The 16,358-nt window shown below is 60.7% G+C and carries 20 protein-coding genes; 2 read left to right on the forward strand and 18 right to left on the reverse strand.

The window, feature by feature from the left end; genetic code table 11:
* Positions 1 to 2: 2 nt before the first annotated feature.
* Positions 3 to 1,730 (reverse strand): class I SAM-dependent DNA methyltransferase, encoded by a 1,728-nt coding sequence (locus M0D68_RS14215; protein ID WP_266224597.1) that lies wholly within the window; start codon positions 1,728 to 1,730, stop codon positions 3 to 5.
* Positions 1,731 to 2,096: 366 nt separating this feature from the next.
* Complete coding sequence (locus M0D68_RS14220; protein ID WP_266224598.1) at positions 2,097 to 2,888, reverse strand: DNA adenine methylase; 792 nt, start codon at positions 2,886 to 2,888, stop codon at positions 2,097 to 2,099.
* Positions 2,889 to 3,110: 222 nt separating this feature from the next.
* Here M0D68_RS14220 and M0D68_RS14225 point away from each other — a divergent pair, with 222 nt between their 5' ends.
* Both M0D68_RS14225 and M0D68_RS14230 read left to right on the forward strand, forming a co-directional pair.
* Positions 3,111 to 3,671 (forward strand): glycoside hydrolase family 73 protein, encoded by a 561-nt coding sequence (locus M0D68_RS14225; protein WP_266224599.1) that lies wholly within the window; start codon positions 3,111 to 3,113, stop codon positions 3,669 to 3,671.
* Complete coding sequence (locus M0D68_RS14230) at positions 3,668 to 4,015, forward strand: hypothetical protein (protein WP_266224601.1); 348 nt, start codon at positions 3,668 to 3,670, stop codon at positions 4,013 to 4,015. Before M0D68_RS14225 ends, M0D68_RS14230 begins: the two co-directional genes overlap by 4 nt.
* A 55-nt stretch (positions 4,016 to 4,070) precedes the next feature.
* Here M0D68_RS14230 and M0D68_RS14235 read toward each other — a convergent pair whose 3' ends face one another.
* The 16 genes from M0D68_RS14235 to M0D68_RS14310 all read right to left on the reverse strand — a co-directional run bounded on the left by M0D68_RS14235 (position 4,071) and on the right by M0D68_RS14310 (position 16,285).
* Complete coding sequence (locus M0D68_RS14235) at positions 4,071 to 4,706, reverse strand: hypothetical protein (protein WP_266224602.1); 636 nt, start codon at positions 4,704 to 4,706, stop codon at positions 4,071 to 4,073.
* Positions 4,703 to 5,254 (reverse strand): glycoside hydrolase family 108 protein, encoded by a 552-nt coding sequence (locus M0D68_RS14240; protein ID WP_266224604.1) that lies wholly within the window; start codon positions 5,252 to 5,254, stop codon positions 4,703 to 4,705. The genes M0D68_RS14235 and M0D68_RS14240 overlap by 4 nt, the downstream gene beginning before the upstream one ends.
* 11 nt (positions 5,255 to 5,265) lie before the next feature.
* Positions 5,266 to 5,682 carry a hypothetical protein gene (locus tag M0D68_RS14245; RefSeq protein ID WP_266224605.1) on the reverse strand — a complete coding sequence of 139 codons (417 nt, stop codon included), beginning with the start codon at positions 5,680 to 5,682 and terminating at the stop codon, positions 5,266 to 5,268.
* A 112-nt stretch (positions 5,683 to 5,794) separates the two neighbouring features.
* Complete coding sequence (locus tag M0D68_RS14250; RefSeq protein WP_266224606.1) at positions 5,795 to 6,847, reverse strand: phage late control D family protein; 1,053 nt, start codon at positions 6,845 to 6,847, stop codon at positions 5,795 to 5,797.
* A 9-nt stretch (positions 6,848 to 6,856) separates the two neighbouring features.
* On the reverse strand, positions 6,857 to 7,063 hold the full coding sequence (locus M0D68_RS14255) for a tail protein X (RefSeq protein ID WP_200653455.1): 207 nt from the start codon (positions 7,061 to 7,063) through the stop codon (positions 6,857 to 6,859).
* Positions 7,038 to 7,949, reverse strand: coding sequence for a phage tail protein (locus tag M0D68_RS14260; RefSeq protein WP_266224607.1), 912 nt, complete (start codon positions 7,947 to 7,949; stop codon positions 7,038 to 7,040). Before M0D68_RS14260 ends, M0D68_RS14255 begins: the two co-directional genes overlap by 26 nt.
* 21 nt (positions 7,950 to 7,970) lie before the next feature.
* Complete coding sequence (locus M0D68_RS14265) at positions 7,971 to 10,415, reverse strand: phage tail tape measure protein (RefSeq protein ID WP_266224608.1); 2,445 nt, start codon at positions 10,413 to 10,415, stop codon at positions 7,971 to 7,973.
* A gap of 96 nt (positions 10,416 to 10,511) precedes the next feature.
* A complete protein-coding gene (locus tag M0D68_RS14270) occupies positions 10,512 to 10,859 on the reverse strand; it encodes a phage tail assembly protein (RefSeq protein WP_266224610.1) in 348 nt (115 codons plus the stop codon).
* Positions 10,860 to 10,953: 94 nt separating this feature from the next.
* Positions 10,954 to 11,457 carry a phage major tail tube protein gene (locus M0D68_RS14275; RefSeq protein ID WP_266224611.1) on the reverse strand — a complete coding sequence of 168 codons (504 nt, stop codon included), beginning with the start codon at positions 11,455 to 11,457 and terminating at the stop codon, positions 10,954 to 10,956.
* Between the two features lie 22 nt (positions 11,458 to 11,479).
* Positions 11,480 to 12,649 (reverse strand): phage tail sheath family protein, encoded by a 1,170-nt coding sequence (locus M0D68_RS14280; protein ID WP_266224612.1) that lies wholly within the window; start codon positions 12,647 to 12,649, stop codon positions 11,480 to 11,482.
* Between the two features lie 112 nt (positions 12,650 to 12,761).
* Positions 12,762 to 13,196 carry a phage tail assembly chaperone gene (locus tag M0D68_RS14285; RefSeq protein WP_266224613.1) on the reverse strand — a complete coding sequence of 145 codons (435 nt, stop codon included), beginning with the start codon at positions 13,194 to 13,196 and terminating at the stop codon, positions 12,762 to 12,764.
* Positions 13,197 to 13,203: 7 nt separating this feature from the next.
* A complete protein-coding gene (locus M0D68_RS14290) occupies positions 13,204 to 14,262 on the reverse strand; it encodes a hypothetical protein (protein WP_266224614.1) in 1,059 nt (352 codons plus the stop codon).
* On the reverse strand, positions 14,262 to 14,825 hold the full coding sequence (locus M0D68_RS14295; RefSeq protein WP_266224616.1) for a phage tail protein I: 564 nt from the start codon (positions 14,823 to 14,825) through the stop codon (positions 14,262 to 14,264). Before M0D68_RS14295 ends, M0D68_RS14290 begins: the two co-directional genes overlap by 1 nt.
* Positions 14,818 to 15,711, reverse strand: coding sequence for a baseplate J/gp47 family protein (locus tag M0D68_RS14300; RefSeq protein WP_266224617.1), 894 nt, complete (start codon positions 15,709 to 15,711; stop codon positions 14,818 to 14,820). Before M0D68_RS14300 ends, M0D68_RS14295 begins: the two co-directional genes overlap by 8 nt.
* Positions 15,708 to 16,052, reverse strand: coding sequence for a GPW/gp25 family protein (locus M0D68_RS14305; protein ID WP_266224619.1), 345 nt, complete (start codon positions 16,050 to 16,052; stop codon positions 15,708 to 15,710). Before M0D68_RS14305 ends, M0D68_RS14300 begins: the two co-directional genes overlap by 4 nt.
* A gap of 2 nt (positions 16,053 to 16,054) precedes the next feature.
* Positions 16,055 to 16,285, reverse strand: a complete 231-nt coding sequence (locus tag M0D68_RS14310) for a hypothetical protein (protein WP_266224620.1) — start codon at positions 16,283 to 16,285, stop codon at positions 16,055 to 16,057.
* Positions 16,286 to 16,358 lie beyond the last annotated feature (73 nt).

The raw sequence follows: 16,358 nt of genomic DNA on the forward strand, positions 1-16,358 counted from the left end.
TTTTACCGCCCTATTTCGTCCACACGCGCGACTCCCCAGCGACGCGTATTACGCAGTCTTTCGAGTTCACCGCGAAGTATCTCGATTTCCGCAACGTCAAGGTTGACTCCATGCGGTCCTAAAATCAATGCGTCAGCTGCTTTTCTCGCGTTATCGTGCTCACCGGCACGCAATAGCAAGTCAATTCGTTTGAATGCTGCATCTAACCGCGCCACTGTGACTGGAGGCATCAAGATGCGCACTCTACCGAACTCACTGGGCTCTAGTTTAAGGACGCCAGATCCATAACTGCGCCCTTCAATTTCAGCGGACAACTGAGAAAACGTGCAGAGCAATGACACTGCCAGCAATTTTTTTCGGTGCTCGCTCATGTCAGCTTTAAAATAGCCTCGATGAATTGTGTTCGTACAGTTCGCTTGAGAACCATTCAAACTCATTCGCGGTCCGAGGTCATGCAAGTACGACAAGAATGCATCGGGACGTCGACCGTCATCGGCCTGATACCAATGGTCCCGCTTTCCGAATGTCCTATTAGTATCAATGTCCACTTGCGATAACGTCGCGATATATGCAAGCGTGGCCTGCGCCATCATTCTGTGCGGATTTGGGCTAAAAAGAAGACAGCGGGCGCCCGCCACAAGATTCTCGGCCTGATCATCGTCGTCAAACTTTAAGCCTTTGACCTGAGCAAATTTCGCCACAATCGGCTTCAAAGCGCTTTTTGGCAATTCAAGTTCTTTTGAACGACAACTGTTCATCACGAAGAATTCGTTCCGCCCTGTAACCGCCCCGATGCGGATCGTGCAATTGTCGCCAAATAGTTCACAGTGTGGCGAGACAAGCAGCCCGTCATACAGCGCGCGGCTCTTCGGAGGAAGCAACGCCAACATTGACCGGCCGGTAGCCGCTGTTCCATCCCAAGTGCGCGTCCGCCACTTTTCCAGCAAAAGCGCAAGCTCAACAACATTTGCGGCCTCCCCGATGACCATTGGAGAGGACTGGGCGGCACCACGGCCCTCGGCAAACAAACATAGCGTCCGCTCTTCCGTGCCCTCGCTCTTAAAAAGCTTCTGGTGCACTGCAACGACCGCGGTGCGCGCAAACTCGCGCCCGACAAGCTCGCGAAGGTCAGCCGCATATTCTGCGTCCAAAAAACTCTTTGGTAACACGAACGCCAGCCTTCCTCCTGCCCGCACAAAACTTATGCTGTGCAATAGAAAGTATGCCCAAAGACTAGCGTTCTTCTGCAACCGAATGGCAAGCGGCGAATTGTTTGCCGCTGCAATCGCGACCGCCCGTTGATCGTCGTTGAGGTTGTGATACCCAATGTAAGGGGGATTGCCGATAACGACGTCAAATGCAGGAGGCCAGGAGGGCGTCCGGAAAACAGACAGGAAATCTGCTAATACAAAATTTTCGGCAGCGACTTTGGGACCAAGTGTGGCTAGGCTGTCGAATGCCCCAACATCGATGTCGCAGCCAAAAAGCTGCGCGGCAGGATTCCGCGTCCCCATGACAGACAGTCTATCAACCGCGGCTGCCAAGAAGCCGCATCCTCCAAAGCTCGGCTCCAAGACTAGGTCGCCCGGTGAACGGATTGCCCATTCACTGATCACCTTCGTCAAGTCTGGAGGAGTAAAGAATGCTCCCAACTCCCGGCGCCTCCCTAACGGAGTTCTGATGTTTACCGACTTGCTATCGATCAAGGCAGCTTCGACCGTCTCAATCATAGGTTTTGTCTCGGTCGTCAAGGATCCGTTGTTATTAAACGTCATGTGGCTTCGCAATTAGGGGGCCATGAAGACATGGCACAGCAGCCGGGATTGTACCCTCACCGCAATAGCATATCCTCCGCCAAACAGATCCTTCGTCCGATAGCCTCTACCCGTGGCAGATGTGCTATGAGTTGAATTTGAACTCAAGCTGGCCGGACGCCGCTATACAAATATACTGTATAAAAACACAGTGCATTACAGAAGATTCATCCAGATAATCGTATGTTCCCAGCGCGTTGAGAAATGCCTCAGCTGCAGTTCTATTGCGGGCAAGTTGAGGAGGAGGAGGCAGAGACTGAGACGCCGGCAACGTAAATTCAATCAAAAGAGCCCGGTCGGCTCACTTGCCTCATTCCAGCTAAAAATAATCACCTCCTTCCGCGCGGCCTCCCGGCCACCACCGCCCACGGTGTACTTAATGTCCACCGTTTCCACGTGAAAACCTTCGAACGCCCGACGGATATCCGGATGGTCGTTGAGGCTTACGATCGCCCTGCCTCTCAGCGATCGCAGGCGACCTGCCATCTCGAGATACTCGGAATACGGAAACGGCACGCCGTAGCCCTCCGTTTCCCAATACGGTGGATCGAGATAGAACAGCGTGTGCGGTCGATCGTATTTGTCGATACACGTCTTCCAGTCAAGCCGCTCGACGAACGTGTTGGACAGACGCAGGTGAGCGGCCGATAGCGTTTCCTCAAGTCGCAGCAGGTTCAGTCCCGGCGGTGTGGTCGTCGCAGTGCCAAACGACTGCCCTTCGATCTTTCCACCGAAGCAGTTCTGCTGCAGGTAATAGAACCGTGCAGCGCGCTGGATATCGGTGAGGGTTTCCGGGATCGTGTCCTGCAACCACTTGAACACCTGCCGGCTCGACAATGCCCATTTGAACTGGCGCACGAACTCCTCGAGGTGGTGCTGCACGACGCGGTACAGGTTCACCAGCTCGCCGTTGATATCGTTAATGACCTCGACTTTTGCCGGCGGCCGCATGAAGTACAACGCGGCCCCACCCGCGAATACCTCGACGTAGCACTCATGCGCGGGAAAGCGCGGAATGATGTGATCTGCCAGACGACGCTTGCCGCCGATCCAGGGAATGATGGGTGTTGCCATATGTGGATTGCCTTGTTGGGAATTTGTTAGAATTCGCCCCGCCTACCGGTAGGTGTCAGGGCCTTGGCTAATTCACTGGCTATCTCAGTGGAAAGGCGGCCGGGGGAAATGCGCAAACATCATCCCGGTCGCCCTGTCTTCTCCCGCCCTACGAAGCACGGTCAAAGTAACTTTATGCTGCGTGCATCTGGTCGCTGATTGCCCGTGACACGCCCGTGTGGCATGCTGGACGCCGTTTCGTACGAGGAAAGGTTGGCCATGGCACAGCCATCTACGCACCATCACCCCGCGACGCGGCACAAGCCGAAGCCCCACGTGGCGCCGGCGTACGTGCAGCAATTCATAGATACCCATCTGGCCGCTGCGCAGGAGATCCAGCGCAAGTACCAGGTGCCGGCAGGCGTCGTCATTGCCCAGTCTGCACTTGAAAGCAACTGGGGAAGGTCCGTCGTCGGCAACGCCTATTTCGGCGTCAAAGGCCGCGCCCCGAGCGGCGACAGTACAACGTTCACGACGCACGAAGTGGTCAACGGCAAGGCCATCAAGATCGACGACGCGTTCCGCGCCTACGGCAGCTATGACGATGCCGCCGACGACTATGCGCAGATGCTTCGAAACAACCCGCGCTTCCGGTCGTCCTTTCTCTACACCCGCAGTTCACAGTTCGCCAACGCGCTCGCCAGCAACGGCTATGCGACGGATCCGGCTTACGCAGTCAAACTCAACGCAATCATCCGTGCGCACAAGCTCGATCAATATGACGCGCGCAGGGCCGAGCCATGATGCGGCGCGCGATCATCATTACAGCGCTGATCGCCTGCACGCAGGCGTGCGCCGCCCAGCAGCCGGTAACGAATGACGATATCGCAGCCACCCGTGCGGCCGACATCACGCGCACCTACGGTCTCTCGAAAGACAAGACGGAGTGCCTGCTCTTCGATACCGCCGACAAGGGCGAATACTTTCTGGTTCGGGTACGCGAAAACCACACGGAGGCGTGCGGCGGTGCCGCCGGTGTCTCGCCTACCCTGTTCTTTCTGAAGATCCGCAAACGCGACGGCTACACCGTCACCACCGCGTACGACAACGAGCAATACCTGCCGCTCAGAACGCCTGCAAAGAACTGAGTCGCAGGCCCACCGAAGCACGGTCAATAGCCCGGCGCGGACGGGCCCGACCTGCTCAATCCGCTTTAGTCTGGTACCGCGCGGACGTCTCATCGACCGCATCAGAGCGCGACACGACGGTGTCCGGCGACACCGCAAACTGCGTGATCGCTGCGGCCTGCCTGTCAGCACGCGAGGATGAGCCGAAGAAATACTCCTTCGAGCCGAGCACCATCGCGATCAGAATGCCGAACAGCGTATCGAGCGCGCGCATCACACTGTCGTCCACCCGGATCTGCTGCGCCGCAAGCAGAAACTCCAGCGCGATCACAGCAAACAGCGCCGTCGTATACATATACGCAAGATTGCGTGCCGTATGGTCGTGCTCGGCCGCCGCAAAGTTGCGTGCACTCGCCCGATCATCGGCCGCCACCCTGTCGGCCTGCACCTGAATGCCGGCCATATTCTCCGCATGCGTGAAACCCGCCTGCCGCATCTTCAGCGCGAAATCATCGTCAGCCTGCTTCAGTGCGAGCAGTTGCTCGGGCGTCATCTGCTGGCCGGTCAGTGCAGACCTGACTGCATCGACGGAACCATCGGACAGACCGAGCTTGCCGGCGATCGCCGAGGCGGCCATCGCGGCAATGCCAGGTACGCCGCCTGTCAGGGCCGTGACGAGCCACGGTGCTACGGTTTTCAGGAAATTCATCATGCGCTCACCCCAAATGCACGATTGAGCTGCCAGCCGTATTCGAACGTCTCGTTCTCCACGCGCTTTTCGGCACACTCGATGTAATAGACAGACTGCTGCGCGGTCACCATGCCTAGCAGCACCCGGTGGCCGTCCGCACCGCGCGCGGCGAGGAAAGCCTTCAGCGCCGCGATCGTCATGGCGCCAATGCCCCCGTCGACGGCGATATCTGCGAACGCGCGCTGGTTCTGGTTCAGCACATTAAGTGCACGTTGCATGAACCGCACGCCCGTCGCCTGCCCCGCGTTCACGCCGATGTCGAACAGTTTGTCCGCGAGCGCGGGTGAGACCAGATCGACCAGATCGAACTTCGGTTGCAACCAGTAGCGGCTGCGATAGATCTGCGCGGCAGTCGACCGCGGCATGTCGCGCATCGGGCCCGTATAGCCGAATGCACGTGCGACCGCGACCGTGATGCCCCACATCGTTTCGCCGCCCGCATCAAGCGCGTTATTCGAATACCGGCCCTCACGGCCGATCAGCGCATCGATTTTTTCGTCAAGTTTCATTGCTTCGTTCCTTATTTCGTTCCCCTCGTCACGGTCTGTTCCAGCACCTCGAGGCGCTGCTGCTGTAACCGGTTGAGGATGTCGCCTTCGTTGATATGGGTGAACACCCAGACGATTGAGCCCACCAGGAAGGTTTGAACGATGCCGAGCACAATCCCGAGCACCCACATCGCGCCCTTCGCCGTGTTCTTCATTGCCGCCACCCTGTCGTCGACGTCGCCGATCTGCTGCACCAGCGCGTCGCGGTCCTTCTTTCCCTCCGTCACACGCGCCCACAGCAGCTCAATATCCTTGCGTGCGTTCTGGTTGTGGATCGCCATCTCCGCAATTGCACGATCGAGCGCGGCGACCGGCTGCACCGATGTCTTGATGTCTTCAAGGCTTGCCGCAACGCTGCGCAGCTGCTCGCCGAAACGCGCGATCTGCACAGCCAGATCGTTGTTGTGCTGTTCACCCATCGGGCCGTCCGTTCAATAAAAAAACCGCCCCATGTGCCTTGTGCGAGCGCGGGCGGTTCGTTGTCGTCCTGTATCAACTGCGTCAGTGCGGCGGCGCCGGCACCACGAGGTTGATCTTCCTGCCCTTCTTTTTCTCGTGCCCGACCTTCGCCTTGCCCCTGTTACCGGCATTCAGCTCGACCTGTGTTTCCCAGCTACGGCCTGCGTAGGTGTTCGTCACCGACTCGATCAGGAAATCCCCGTCCGCCTCCTTCTTGAAGCCCTTCAGCGTGACTGTCTTCTCGGCCGCGAAATCGGCTCGGCCAGTCATCGTCATCGTGCTCTTCGCGGTGTGGTGATTGAGCTTCTGCAACCGCGCCTGCGCAGCCGCTTTCGCTGCCTCGGGGCTCGCGAACGCATGCCGCTCGGTGTGCACCGCGGATGCACCTGGCGGCGCATCAGGATTGGGGATCGTGAGATCGATCTTCTTACCGCTCTTCGCGTCATGCACCTTCGTGCGCACGGCGACGAAGCTCGCGCGATCGGGAAACGTGATCTCGTAATCGAGCAGCGTGTCAGGCGTCAGCGTGATCGTGGGCAGCGATTTCCCACTCGCGCTCCTGCCGGCGCCACGGCCCACCACAATCAGCTTGCCCGCCTTCACCGTCGCCGTTGCACCATGCTGCCGTGCGAGACGCGTAATGAAGTGAAGATCGCTCTCACCAAACTGATCGACACGCGGCACCTGTGCGTCGACACTGCATGCAGCCGTCCACCTGTTGCGCCGGGCAATGTCACCAACGACATCGGCGAGCTTCACGTTCTCCCAGCTACCGTACCGGTGCGTCTTCGCCGTGGCGCGCATGTTCGCTGGCTTGCCGCGGATCACAACGGATGCGGGCGGTCCCTTGAGCGAGATCTCGTCGACCGCGTACTCACCCAGAAACGACAGGCCCCTGCCGCTCCAGCCGAGCGAGATCTTCAGCGTGGCACCCTTCGGCGGAAACTGGATCCTGCCGTCTCGATCGTCGAGTTCGATCTCGCACTCGTCAGACTCAAGCCCCGGCTTGTCCACCGTCCGGATGCGCAGCACCCGATCCTGGATCACGCGCGTGATGTCGTCGCCGTTCGCGACGATCTGGAAAATTGCCTGCATTGCTCCCTCCTATGTCCAGAGCTGGACCGGCTCATCGCGCTGCACATCGAGATCGGGCAGCGCGATGATGATTCCTGCGGCAAACGGCTGCGTGCGTGCCGCCAGTCCAGGATTTGCCTCATATACCGCTTCGACAATGCCTGCGAGCGACCCATAAAACGCGTAACAGATCTCGTCGAGCACGTCACCATCAGAGGTTCTTATAGTCTTCGCCATAGCGGCCGAACTCCAGGCTGAAGGTCTGTTTGCGCGGGGCACCGTCCGACATCAGCGCCTCCTGCTCTTCGTCGACAACCTGCAGATACCAGCGACCGAGCACCTCGCCGTAACCGGTCGTGAGCTGCACGGGCACCATGCGCCCGCCAATCGCGCGCAGTGCATCGAGCTGCCGCATACCAGGATTAGCTGGATTGCCGGGACTGCTTCCTGCTCCGAACGCGGCGAACACAACGCCTGAGAGCGTGATGGTCTCGCCACCCTGACTAACCGCCTGCAGCGCCTCCTGCCGGTTCAGACGCTCCTGCGATGCGACCTTGTATTTCGTGGTGCGCCGCAGTTTGTCGAAGGCTGCAGTCGACAGGTTGAAGTGGAACGTGTCACCCGCGTCGGACGTGAGCGTCATGAGGTGAGGCGTGGCACCCGATGCACCGCCGAGCAGACCCGATAGCAGCGCCCCGGCGCCTGTCGAAGTTGCAAGCGATGCGGGCGACGGCGTCTCCTTGATACCCGCCCACGCGTTGAACTTCGTTCGGACGTCCTTCAGCGCCGTGTTCACCGAGTCGGCCGCCGACTTCACCAGTGGATGGCTCGACGCCGTCGAAATCCTCAGGACACTGTTGACCGACGACTGCACGGCGTTGAAGCTGCGCATCACCGTGCCGACCTTGGGATCCAGATCGCTCGCAACCGACAACGCACTGCCCGCTCCGGAGAGCAGTTCGGCAGCGTTCGTCAGATTGCCGGTTGCCAGCTTCTGCAGCACCGCAACCGTGTTCGCGCTCGCCGACCGGTTGCGTTCATAGACGCGGTTCATGTTGCGCACGCGTTCGGTCGCAATGCTCGCCTGCGTCGCGGCCTGCGTGATCTGTCTTGTGAAATCCACATTGCCTCCCAAAGTGGTGCGCTACAGGTGAGGGCTATCGAACATCGCCGAGCGGTTGTTCTTCGCCAGTTCGTCTTTCATCAGGCGCTGCAACTGCGGGGACACCTTCGCGAGGAAGCGGTCCGCCGCGTCGCTGCCCGGCTCGCCCTGGAACGTGACGTGAAAGACCGGCGCAAAGGTGTTCTGCTGGTCGATCTTCGCCACCGGTTTGTCGGAACCCGGCGCCCTTTCAAGTGCCTTCGCCTTCGCGAGCGCTTCGGCCACTGCAGGTTGCTGTGCGTCATTGCGCGAGAACACGAGCTTCGCGATCGACCCAAGCGCCTTCTCACCTGCGAACGTCCCCAACGCCCCACCAGCGAGACCGCCGACTGCAGCGCCGATAGGTCCGCCGAACGCACCGATCATGGCGCCGACCTTCGCACCCAGCATGCCGCCGGCAAGGCTGCCGGCGATCCCGGCAAATCCCTGCGCCTTCGCGGCGCGCGTATCGTCGCCAGTCGCCAGGGCATACGCATTGTTTGCCGCCAGCCCGAACTTCAGGACGGTGCCCGCAAGAGCCAGCTTGCCGGCGTAGGGCATCACGCGACCCAGTACACCGCGAGCCGCACCGAACACACGGGCAAAGCGGCCGCCCCGTGCTGCCGTCTTGCCGACCGATCCGCCTTTGCCAGTTGCCGCCAGCTCGTCGGCAACTGCACCGGCAGCGCCGCCGAGGCCACCACCTATGCCGCCGCCTGGCAGATTGACGACAAAGACGCGCTGCACGCCCGCCGACGCCGCGGCGCCACCGAGCGCCTCCATCGCGCGCCCCACGGGACCGACTGCGCCTCCACCCTTCACACCACGTGCGCCGCCGCGCGCGACCAGAATCGAACCGCGCGCAATGTCGAGCGCCCCGCGCCCGATCTGGAAAAGTGACTTTGCACCGCGATACGCGATCAGGCTGGCCGCAACGCCCGCAACCGCCATCGTCGCTTTCGGAGCGGCGTCCGTAATCTTCGCCAACCCCTGGCCCGCCGTCTTCGTCGCGCTCCCCACAGCGTCGGTCACCGGCCGCAACGCGTCGCCGATGCTGCGCATCGCATCGTTCCATTGCTGCCCGACTTCGCTCCAGATCTGCTTCGACGCATCGCGCCGGTCGGCCAGGTCTTTCGCGATCTCACCACTCGCCTGCGACGACTCCTTCTTCAGTTTCTGGTACAGATCCGCGTTCTGCAGGTACGCAGTGAGCGCAGCCTTCACCTGCATGTCGTTGAAGAGGTCCCCCGTCTTCATCGTGTCTTCGAAGGCGGCGATCTGCGCGCGGCGCTTATCCGGATCGGACTCGCCGTTTATGCCCTTCGCGGCATCGGCGAGCTGCTTTGCTTTGGCCGGGTCGGTACGCTCGATATACGCGCGCGCCAGAACGAAGGAAGCCTCGAGCGTCGACCAGCCCTTGCCGATCGCTTCACGCATTTTTGCTTCGTAGTCGACGCCGGCCTTTTTGTAGTTGCTCGCGGTTTCATTGGATCCGATTTTCGAAAACCAGTTTTTCAGGTTGTTGGCCGCTTCGTCTGCATTGCCGGCCGTCTTCATCTGCACCTGCAACATCGCGCCGAGCTGCGTGACCGAGTCCTGCCCGGTGATGCCGATCTTCTGCATTTCGGCGAGCAGCACCGGAAACCAGCGGGCCATGTCCGCCGACTCGAACGATCCTTCCTTGCCGAGAAACGCGATCGCCTCCAATGCTTTTTCCATCTGCTTCGGGTCTGTGATCTTCGCGTTCTGCTGCAGCGCCTGGATCATCCTCGCGGTCTCGACCGTCGTTGCCGCCTGGCCGATGGAGAACTTCGCGGCAAGCGGCGCGAAGTCGAGCGCGCGGCTGACATCCATGCCGCCCGCGACCATCTGGTTGACCGCGTCGGCGAGCTCGTTGCGGCCGATGCCGTTATCACGCGCGTCGCGGCGGATACGCTCGCCCATCGACGCTTCCTGCGCCGAGCGTGCAATACCTGCCTTGATCGCGATGTCGCGGATGATTGCCTGATAGTCAGCGGAGATCGTCGCTGGCACTGCGACCGCGGCAGAGAATTTCACGGCGTCGCCGATCGCGCCACGCGCGCCCTCCCTGCCGGCGGCGATACGCTCCTGTCCGGATGCCTTCAGCTCCAGACCGCGCACGGTGCGACCGAGACGCGTATACGCCCGGTCGAGCCGGTCAACCTCGATGCCGTTGTCGCGCAGCGTGCGCAGGTTCGATTCAATCTTGCGGCGAATGCCGTCCGCCGCACGGTCGCCAGCCGCGTGCAAGCGGCGAAACTCGTCCTGCAGCTTCACCGTCTCGCCGATCGTGCGCTGCCACAAGCGCGTCTCGTTCGCGGTCTTGCGCAGACCGACGATCCGCGAACTGGTCTTGGTGATCGCGCGCCCGAAGGTCGCCGACACGGCGCCGCCGATCACGATCCCAAGTGCAATGTCGCTTGCCATCAGATTCCCCTCTCATTTCCCCGCTAATCCGTCAGCCACCAGATCACCTCGTCGAGCGTCATCCCGTCGATCGAGGCTGGTTGCACGCCGTGCTCCTTAAGCAGCCGCTTTGCCAGCGCCTTGAGCGTTTTCTGGCTGATTCTTGCCAGCGGATGTGAGGCGAAAGTAGGCATCCTGGACGCGGTGATAATCACCGAGATCCATGCCCTCCAGGTCGTTCGGCGACACACCCGCGAGCGCCGCGAAAATCGCCAGTTCCTGCCCTTCCTCGTCACCCGGCGCGATCTTCTGCGCAGCGCGCATGTCGCGCACCTTGGGGCGCCGCAGCGTCAGGATGTCGCGCACCACGCCGTCGAATGACGTCGGATAATCCAGCCGGACCGTGATGCTGTCGACACGATCGCTCGCATTGCTAACCACGTTGCTATCCGTATTGCTGTCCATCTATCCCACCTCCAAATGGAAACGGCGAGCCGCGTGGCCCGCCGTTCATGTCAAAAAGTAACCTTGTTGCCCGACCTGCTGCTACATGCCGCTGTTACATACCAATGGCCTTGCGGATCTCGGCGAGCTGGTCGACGCCGTCGATAATGCGCACCATGCCGAGCACATCGATCTCGTGCACGACCGCGCCGTCGATCTCAAGCTTGTAATAGGTCAGCGATACAGTGAATTTGGCATCGACCTTCTCGCCCGGCTTCCAGTCGCCGCCGTCGACCTCGGAGAGCATCCCGCGAAACGTCGCCGCGACGGCCTTGGTCGCTCCCTTGATATCGCGGAATGCACCGCGAAACACGCCGTTGAATGCCGTCGCATCGGCGAGGCCGAAGAACTTCAGCACGTCGCGCTCCATCGTCGACATCTGGAACGCGGCCTCGAGCGCCTCCATGCCGAGATCGATCTTGACCGGCGCGTCCATCCCGCCGGCACGATGGTCGTCGGTCTTGATCTTCAGTTTTGGCAGCGTGCACTGCGTCGCGCGACCGGCGAATCCCTTGCCGTCGCTGTATACGTTGAAGTTATAAAGTGTTTCCGGAGTCACGCGTCACCTCTCGGTATGTGTATCAGGGGTTGGTATCGAGCACTTCGGTCAGCCACTGGTTGGTGACCTCGAAGCGGAAGTTGGGGTTTTCTGCCGGCGGGACGTCAGTGAAGCGGATGTTCCAGTACACCTTGCCGTCTTCGAGCTGCGTCGCCGTGTTGAGCTCCGGATCGGCGTACACCTCGAAGTTGATCAGGGCGCCCTTGTTTTTAAGATCGCGCATGAACGCCTGCAGCCCTTCGGTGACATCCGTCACATATGTGGCCGTGATGCCGCGGTCAACTGCCCATTTATGTCCAGCCAGCACCGCGTCCATCACGATGTCGAGCGTGCGCACGCGCGTGACAAACTTCCATTTCGAATCGCTCGACAGCGTGCGGTTACCCCAGAGGCGATACCCGCCGTCGCGAATGATCGTCGCGATGTTGGCGTTATTGAGCAGATTCGCGCGGCACGTCTCGTCGCCATCGAGAAACTCGATCGGCCGCTTTGTACCCGTGATGTCGGTGATTTCCTTGTTCGACGGCGACGCCCAGAAACCGATGTTCGCGTCGGTCTGACAGAACAGGCCTGCCGCGAACGACGAAGCCGGCGCGTCGACGTCGGCGTTAGCGGTCGTGTCCCAGAACGTCGCACCGGGATCGACCATATACAGCCGCTTGCTGCCGAAGTTCTGCGCGTAGGCGATGGCCGCCTCGTCATCGGTATTGGGTCCGTCGATAATGCCGATCGCGCGCAGCTTGCCGGCAAGCGAATCCATCGCCGTGGCGACCGCCTGCGTCGACGAGAAACCGGGCGCCAGCAGCAAACGCGGCTGCACGTTGTATTTCGACTTCGCGTCGAGCATCGTCTGCAGACCGGTACGTGCACCGCCGGCACTGACACCGCCGATGACCGCCGAGGTGAGAGCAGCAGCTTCGCCACCTGCCGCGATACCGGTCGCGACGATCACAGCCTTGCTCTGCGCATAGATCGCGCGTGCAGCCTTCGCGATCGCACTGGTTTCGCCAAACGCCGCGACAGCCTCGCGATAGCTCGTTAGCTGGACCGGCACATTCGGCGCGGCCCGATCTGCGCCCGGTGTGTAGGTATTGACCATGCCGATGATCGACGAGCTCGGCACAGCGATAGTGCGCGGCCCGGTGTCGACCAGCGACACAGTCACGCCGTGAAAAAACGATGTTGCACCCATGAAGGTCTCCAGGAAAACAACCAAAAAGTAAGAGCCAAAGAAAAAGCCGCCAGGGTCGGCGGCTTCGGGTGATGGAACGTCTGCGATGCAGCAGCACGCCGGAACCTGCCTACTACGTCAGGAAATCCGGCACCGCGGGCAGGTCGATGTTCGGCCAGCCGACGGCGCCGCTCAACTCACGCAGCGCCTGGCGGTATTTCAGGAGCACGGTGAACTGATCGGTGGTGAGCGTCGTGCCGTCGCCGATCAGCTTTTCATCCTGATGCCGCGCCACGAGCCAGTCAGTTGATGCCATGGCAACGTCACGAGCTGCACGCGCGGCCGCAGCCAGGTCCGCACGCGACGGCGGCAAAGGGTCGAGCAACACGGCCTCGCGCGACTCATTGACGGCGAGGCGCTTTCCGTCCTTTTGGCCGGCCAGCAACATGCGCCATTGCTCATCGGTGATTCTGGTAACTGCGACGCCTTCTGGGGCAGGGCTATCAATTGAATCGTAGAAGGCGATAATCGCGCCTTGCGTGTCGTACGCAGCAAGTTTTTGACCCATACTTTCCTCAGAAACCGATTGCGATAAACCACACTTGACCGTTATTCACGGCCGCGCCGGTTGGGGTTGCGAACACGTTCCCGTACAAGACGCTCTTTGTCGAAAGGCTCGACATTTGCGCAGCAACACCGAGCGCATTGCCTGAAAGCAGGTAGTTGCAATTGGCCAAGATCAATGCATTCGGAAATGAAATCGGTAGAGTCAGTGCGGCAACGCCGGAAGCGTTGGAACCGGAACTACCCCACTGGAGAATCAACCCGCTAGGTAGCTTCTGGTAACCGGTGCCAGTCACCAACGCGCCGAACGAAGCAGCGGAGCCAAGTTGCGTCGATCCACCAACAGCAATCCAGTTCGAAACTCCGTCGCTCATCAATACCAGCGTGTCACCTGCGCCAATCGACACGTTCGGCGTAGACCCACCATTTCCAATCGCAATTACGTCCGTCCCTTTGCGTACTACCGATGCGCCTGACACGATCGACTGGAAATGCAGTAAGGCACCGACAGAAACGCTGCTGGCAGCGGGCAATGTCGCAACGACAGCCGCGGAGAACGTATGAAAGCGCCCTGCCGCCGCCGCAGTCAGAGCCGTGACGGCGTTAACAACGGTTTGCCCACCATATGCAGCGCCGCGACCATTGACCCATTCGGAAGTAGTCAACCTCGTGCTGTTGTCGAACTGCGCCGGTGTCGTCGATCTAGGTGTGCCGGAGAAAATCGGTGAGTCGAGCGCAGCCTTCAGAGCGAGCGCATTCGTCATCGTCGTCGCGAAATTCGGATCGTCGCCGAGTGCGGCCGCCAGTTCCTTCAGCGTGTCGAGCGCGCCGGGTGCGGCCGCGACCAGAGCGTTGATAGCGGCCTGCATGGCTGTGAGTGTCGCGTACTGCGGGTGCGGATCCACGGCCGCCACATGCGCTTCCTGTTGCGCTTTCAGATAGCCGGTACGGTTCGCAAGTTGCTTTGCCTGCCGGTTATCGATCCCGTCCGGACCACCCACGACGGGGTCCGACGTTTCCAGTTGATAAACGCCCTTTTCCCACTGGGCGAGTTCCACAAGGTCAGCCATCAGGCCACACTCCCTCTGTTGTATTGTCCATTGCGAATGGCCACACCGTTGTGGCGGATCGGCACAGCTGAGTAGTCGAGCGACGCCAACTGGCTACGGGCCGGTGCGTAGCGCTCGAGCATCGCCTTCAGTTTGTCCGCCTGGTCACGCGTGACCGGCTGCCGAAGCTTGACGATGTATTCCGCCCACGCATTGCTGCGTCCGTGCACATAGTCACCATTGCGGGTAATAGATCCGTCGCGGCGTCTTGCGAGCCGTCCCTCGACAATTTCCACCTCGCCGAAGCCGAGCCTGCGGATAACTTCGCGCACCGCCCACGGTGTGCCTTTCTTACGGTGCAGCGCGAGCGAGCCCTTGATCAGCGCGCGCTTTGCATCTTCAGATTCGGCGAGCTCCCATCCATCGACGGCAAGCGCCCACGCAAGCCACGGTAACCATGCGAGCGGGCATCGGTCCGCACTCCACAGCGTGCGCAGGACTTCGGAATCGACTTGCGGCGCCATGACAGTCGCCAGCGCCGTTTCAAGCGGCGTCTGGTTGGCCGGTAAAAGTGCATCACGCATCGTCCACCTTCATGTTCAGCACGATCGACGTGCAATTGGCGAACTGCCGCGGCGTGCATACGACGTGCGCAGGCGGTGATCGCAGATCGACATCGATCACGCCGGAATCAGGCGGATGCAGCGCACCGTAGATTGCGGACAGTGACATACCGGCACCCAGCTTGCGGGCATTGGTAATTGCCTTGTCGAGTGCCGCGCGACGCGCCTCGAAAACAGCTTCTCCACCGGGGCCACTACCGACATACACGTCTGCCTCGACGGCAAAATCGATCCGCTCGCCGGCGGTCACCAGCACTTCGTCGTTAAGTGGTCGAACGTCTTCCGGTGTCAGTGCTGCTTTCACCATGTCGATCAGCTGCTTCACCGGCACGCCATCGCCAACCGCCGACAGCAGTGTCACGCGAACAATCCCCGCCTCCGGACGATCCACCTTGACGTCCAGCACGTCCGCCGACGCGTTCATTGCAAGTGCGATGTAGCTGCCGAAAGGACCGGCAACAGTCGAGCGCTCGATCGACATCTGCGTGCGCAATTTCAACCGGTCGTCGCCTTCGAGCGTCGGATCGACAGGCGGGTTGGCGTCTGCGTCGCCCAGATCGATGGTCGCCCGTCCGATGTCGAGCAGTGCCGCCAGGTGTTCGAGGTCGGCACCGGTCGAGAAAGCAAGCATGACGGCCCGTGCGGCATCGTTGACACGCGCGCGGAATCTCACCTCGCGGTAGGCCGCAAGCTCGATGAGCTTCACCACGGGATCGGATTCCAGCGCCGCACTCCAGTCGGCGTAAATACTTTTGAAGTGCTCTAGCTTCTCCTGATAGATATCCTCGAAGTCGAGCGTTTCGACCAGATCCGGTGGATCGATCGCAGTCAGATCAATGGTTGTCACGTCGTCACCTCGAAAACCACGTCGTCCCCTTCGTAGACACCCTGAATGAGGAATGTCACCTTGCCGTCAACGATCGATGCGACCGCGACACGAGACACCTTGATGCGAGGCTCCCAGCGCCCGACCGCACGGGCAGCCTCGGCCTGCGCTGACGAAATCCAGCCGCGGGATATCGGCAGATCGACCATCCGGGGAATATCCGAACCGTATTCAGGGCGCTCGCGCCGCGTACCCTTGCGCGTCGATAGGATGTCGCCGATGCTCTGCTTCAGATGCGCGAGACCGGTAATCGGCTTACCCGTCTGCCGGTCCATACCAACCAGCGCCGTGCTCGCACCCATCGTCAGGATCCGTCCGAGGCGCGCTCGAATTCGGGATGGCGCTCGAGTGCGGCCACGTGTTCCGGCGTACTAGCCATTACCAGGCTCTTTTCAACGGCGAGCGTGCTGCCGTCGGCAAACACCAGTGTGCGCATCCTGAATGCCATGTCGCGAAAGGTGACCGGCACAAGGCACGACGCACGCAACGGTTTGGAAACCTCTGTCAGCGCCAGGATTTCGTTCTCTTTCGGCATACCCAACTCCAATAAAAAAGGCCTCGCGCAAAGAGGCGAGGCCTGAGTGACCACACGAAGTCGGAAACTGTTT

The sequence above is a fragment of the Paraburkholderia sp. SEWSISQ10-3 4 genome, from assembly GCF_030464785.1.
Classification (GTDB): Bacteria; Pseudomonadota; Gammaproteobacteria; order Burkholderiales; family Burkholderiaceae; genus Paraburkholderia; species Paraburkholderia aspalathi.

Bases quoted from the DNA above. Each gene is read 5' to 3' on its own strand.
- M0D68_RS14250 (WP_266224606.1), bottom strand. From the start codon at position 6,847: ATGCAGGCAATTTTCCAGATCGTCGCGAACGGCGACGACATCACGCGC.
- M0D68_RS14215 (WP_266224597.1), bottom strand. From the start codon at position 1,730: ATGATTGAGACGGTCGAAGCTGCCTTGATCGATAGCAAGTCGGTAAAC.
- M0D68_RS14285 (WP_266224613.1), bottom strand. From the start codon at position 13,196: ATGGGTCAAAAACTTGCTGCGTACGACACGCAAGGCGCGATTATCGCC.
- M0D68_RS14295 (WP_266224616.1), bottom strand. From the start codon at position 14,825: ATGCGTGATGCACTTTTACCGGCCAACCAGACGCCGCTTGAAACGGCG.
- M0D68_RS14235 (WP_266224602.1), bottom strand. From the start codon at position 4,706: ATGATGAATTTCCTGAAAACCGTAGCACCGTGGCTCGTCACGGCCCTG.
- M0D68_RS14240 (WP_266224604.1), bottom strand. From the start codon at position 5,254: ATGAAACTTGACGAAAAAATCGATGCGCTGATCGGCCGTGAGGGCCGG.
- M0D68_RS14255 (WP_200653455.1), bottom strand. From the start codon at position 7,063: ATGGCGAAGACTATAAGAACCTCTGATGGTGACGTGCTCGACGAGATC.
- M0D68_RS14280 (WP_266224612.1), bottom strand. From the start codon at position 12,649: ATGGGTGCAACATCGTTTTTTCACGGCGTGACTGTGTCGCTGGTCGAC.
- M0D68_RS14305 (WP_266224619.1), bottom strand. From the start codon at position 16,052: ATGGGTGCGAGCACGGCGCTGGTTGGTATGGACCGGCAGACGGGTAAG.
- M0D68_RS14265 (WP_266224608.1), bottom strand. From the start codon at position 10,415: ATGGCAAGCGACATTGCACTTGGGATCGTGATCGGCGGCGCCGTGTCG.
- M0D68_RS14310 (WP_266224620.1), bottom strand. From the start codon at position 16,285: ATGCCGAAAGAGAACGAAATCCTGGCGCTGACAGAGGTTTCCAAACCG.
- M0D68_RS14225 (WP_266224599.1), top strand. From the start codon at position 3,111: ATGCTGGACGCCGTTTCGTACGAGGAAAGGTTGGCCATGGCACAGCCA.
- M0D68_RS14220 (WP_266224598.1), bottom strand. From the start codon at position 2,888: ATGGCAACACCCATCATTCCCTGGATCGGCGGCAAGCGTCGTCTGGCA.
- M0D68_RS14290 (WP_266224614.1), bottom strand. From the start codon at position 14,262: ATGGCTGACCTTGTGGAACTCGCCCAGTGGGAAAAGGGCGTTTATCAA.
- M0D68_RS14230 (WP_266224601.1), top strand. From the start codon at position 3,668: ATGATGCGGCGCGCGATCATCATTACAGCGCTGATCGCCTGCACGCAG.
- M0D68_RS14270 (WP_266224610.1), bottom strand. From the start codon at position 10,859: ATGGACAGCAATACGGATAGCAACGTGGTTAGCAATGCGAGCGATCGT.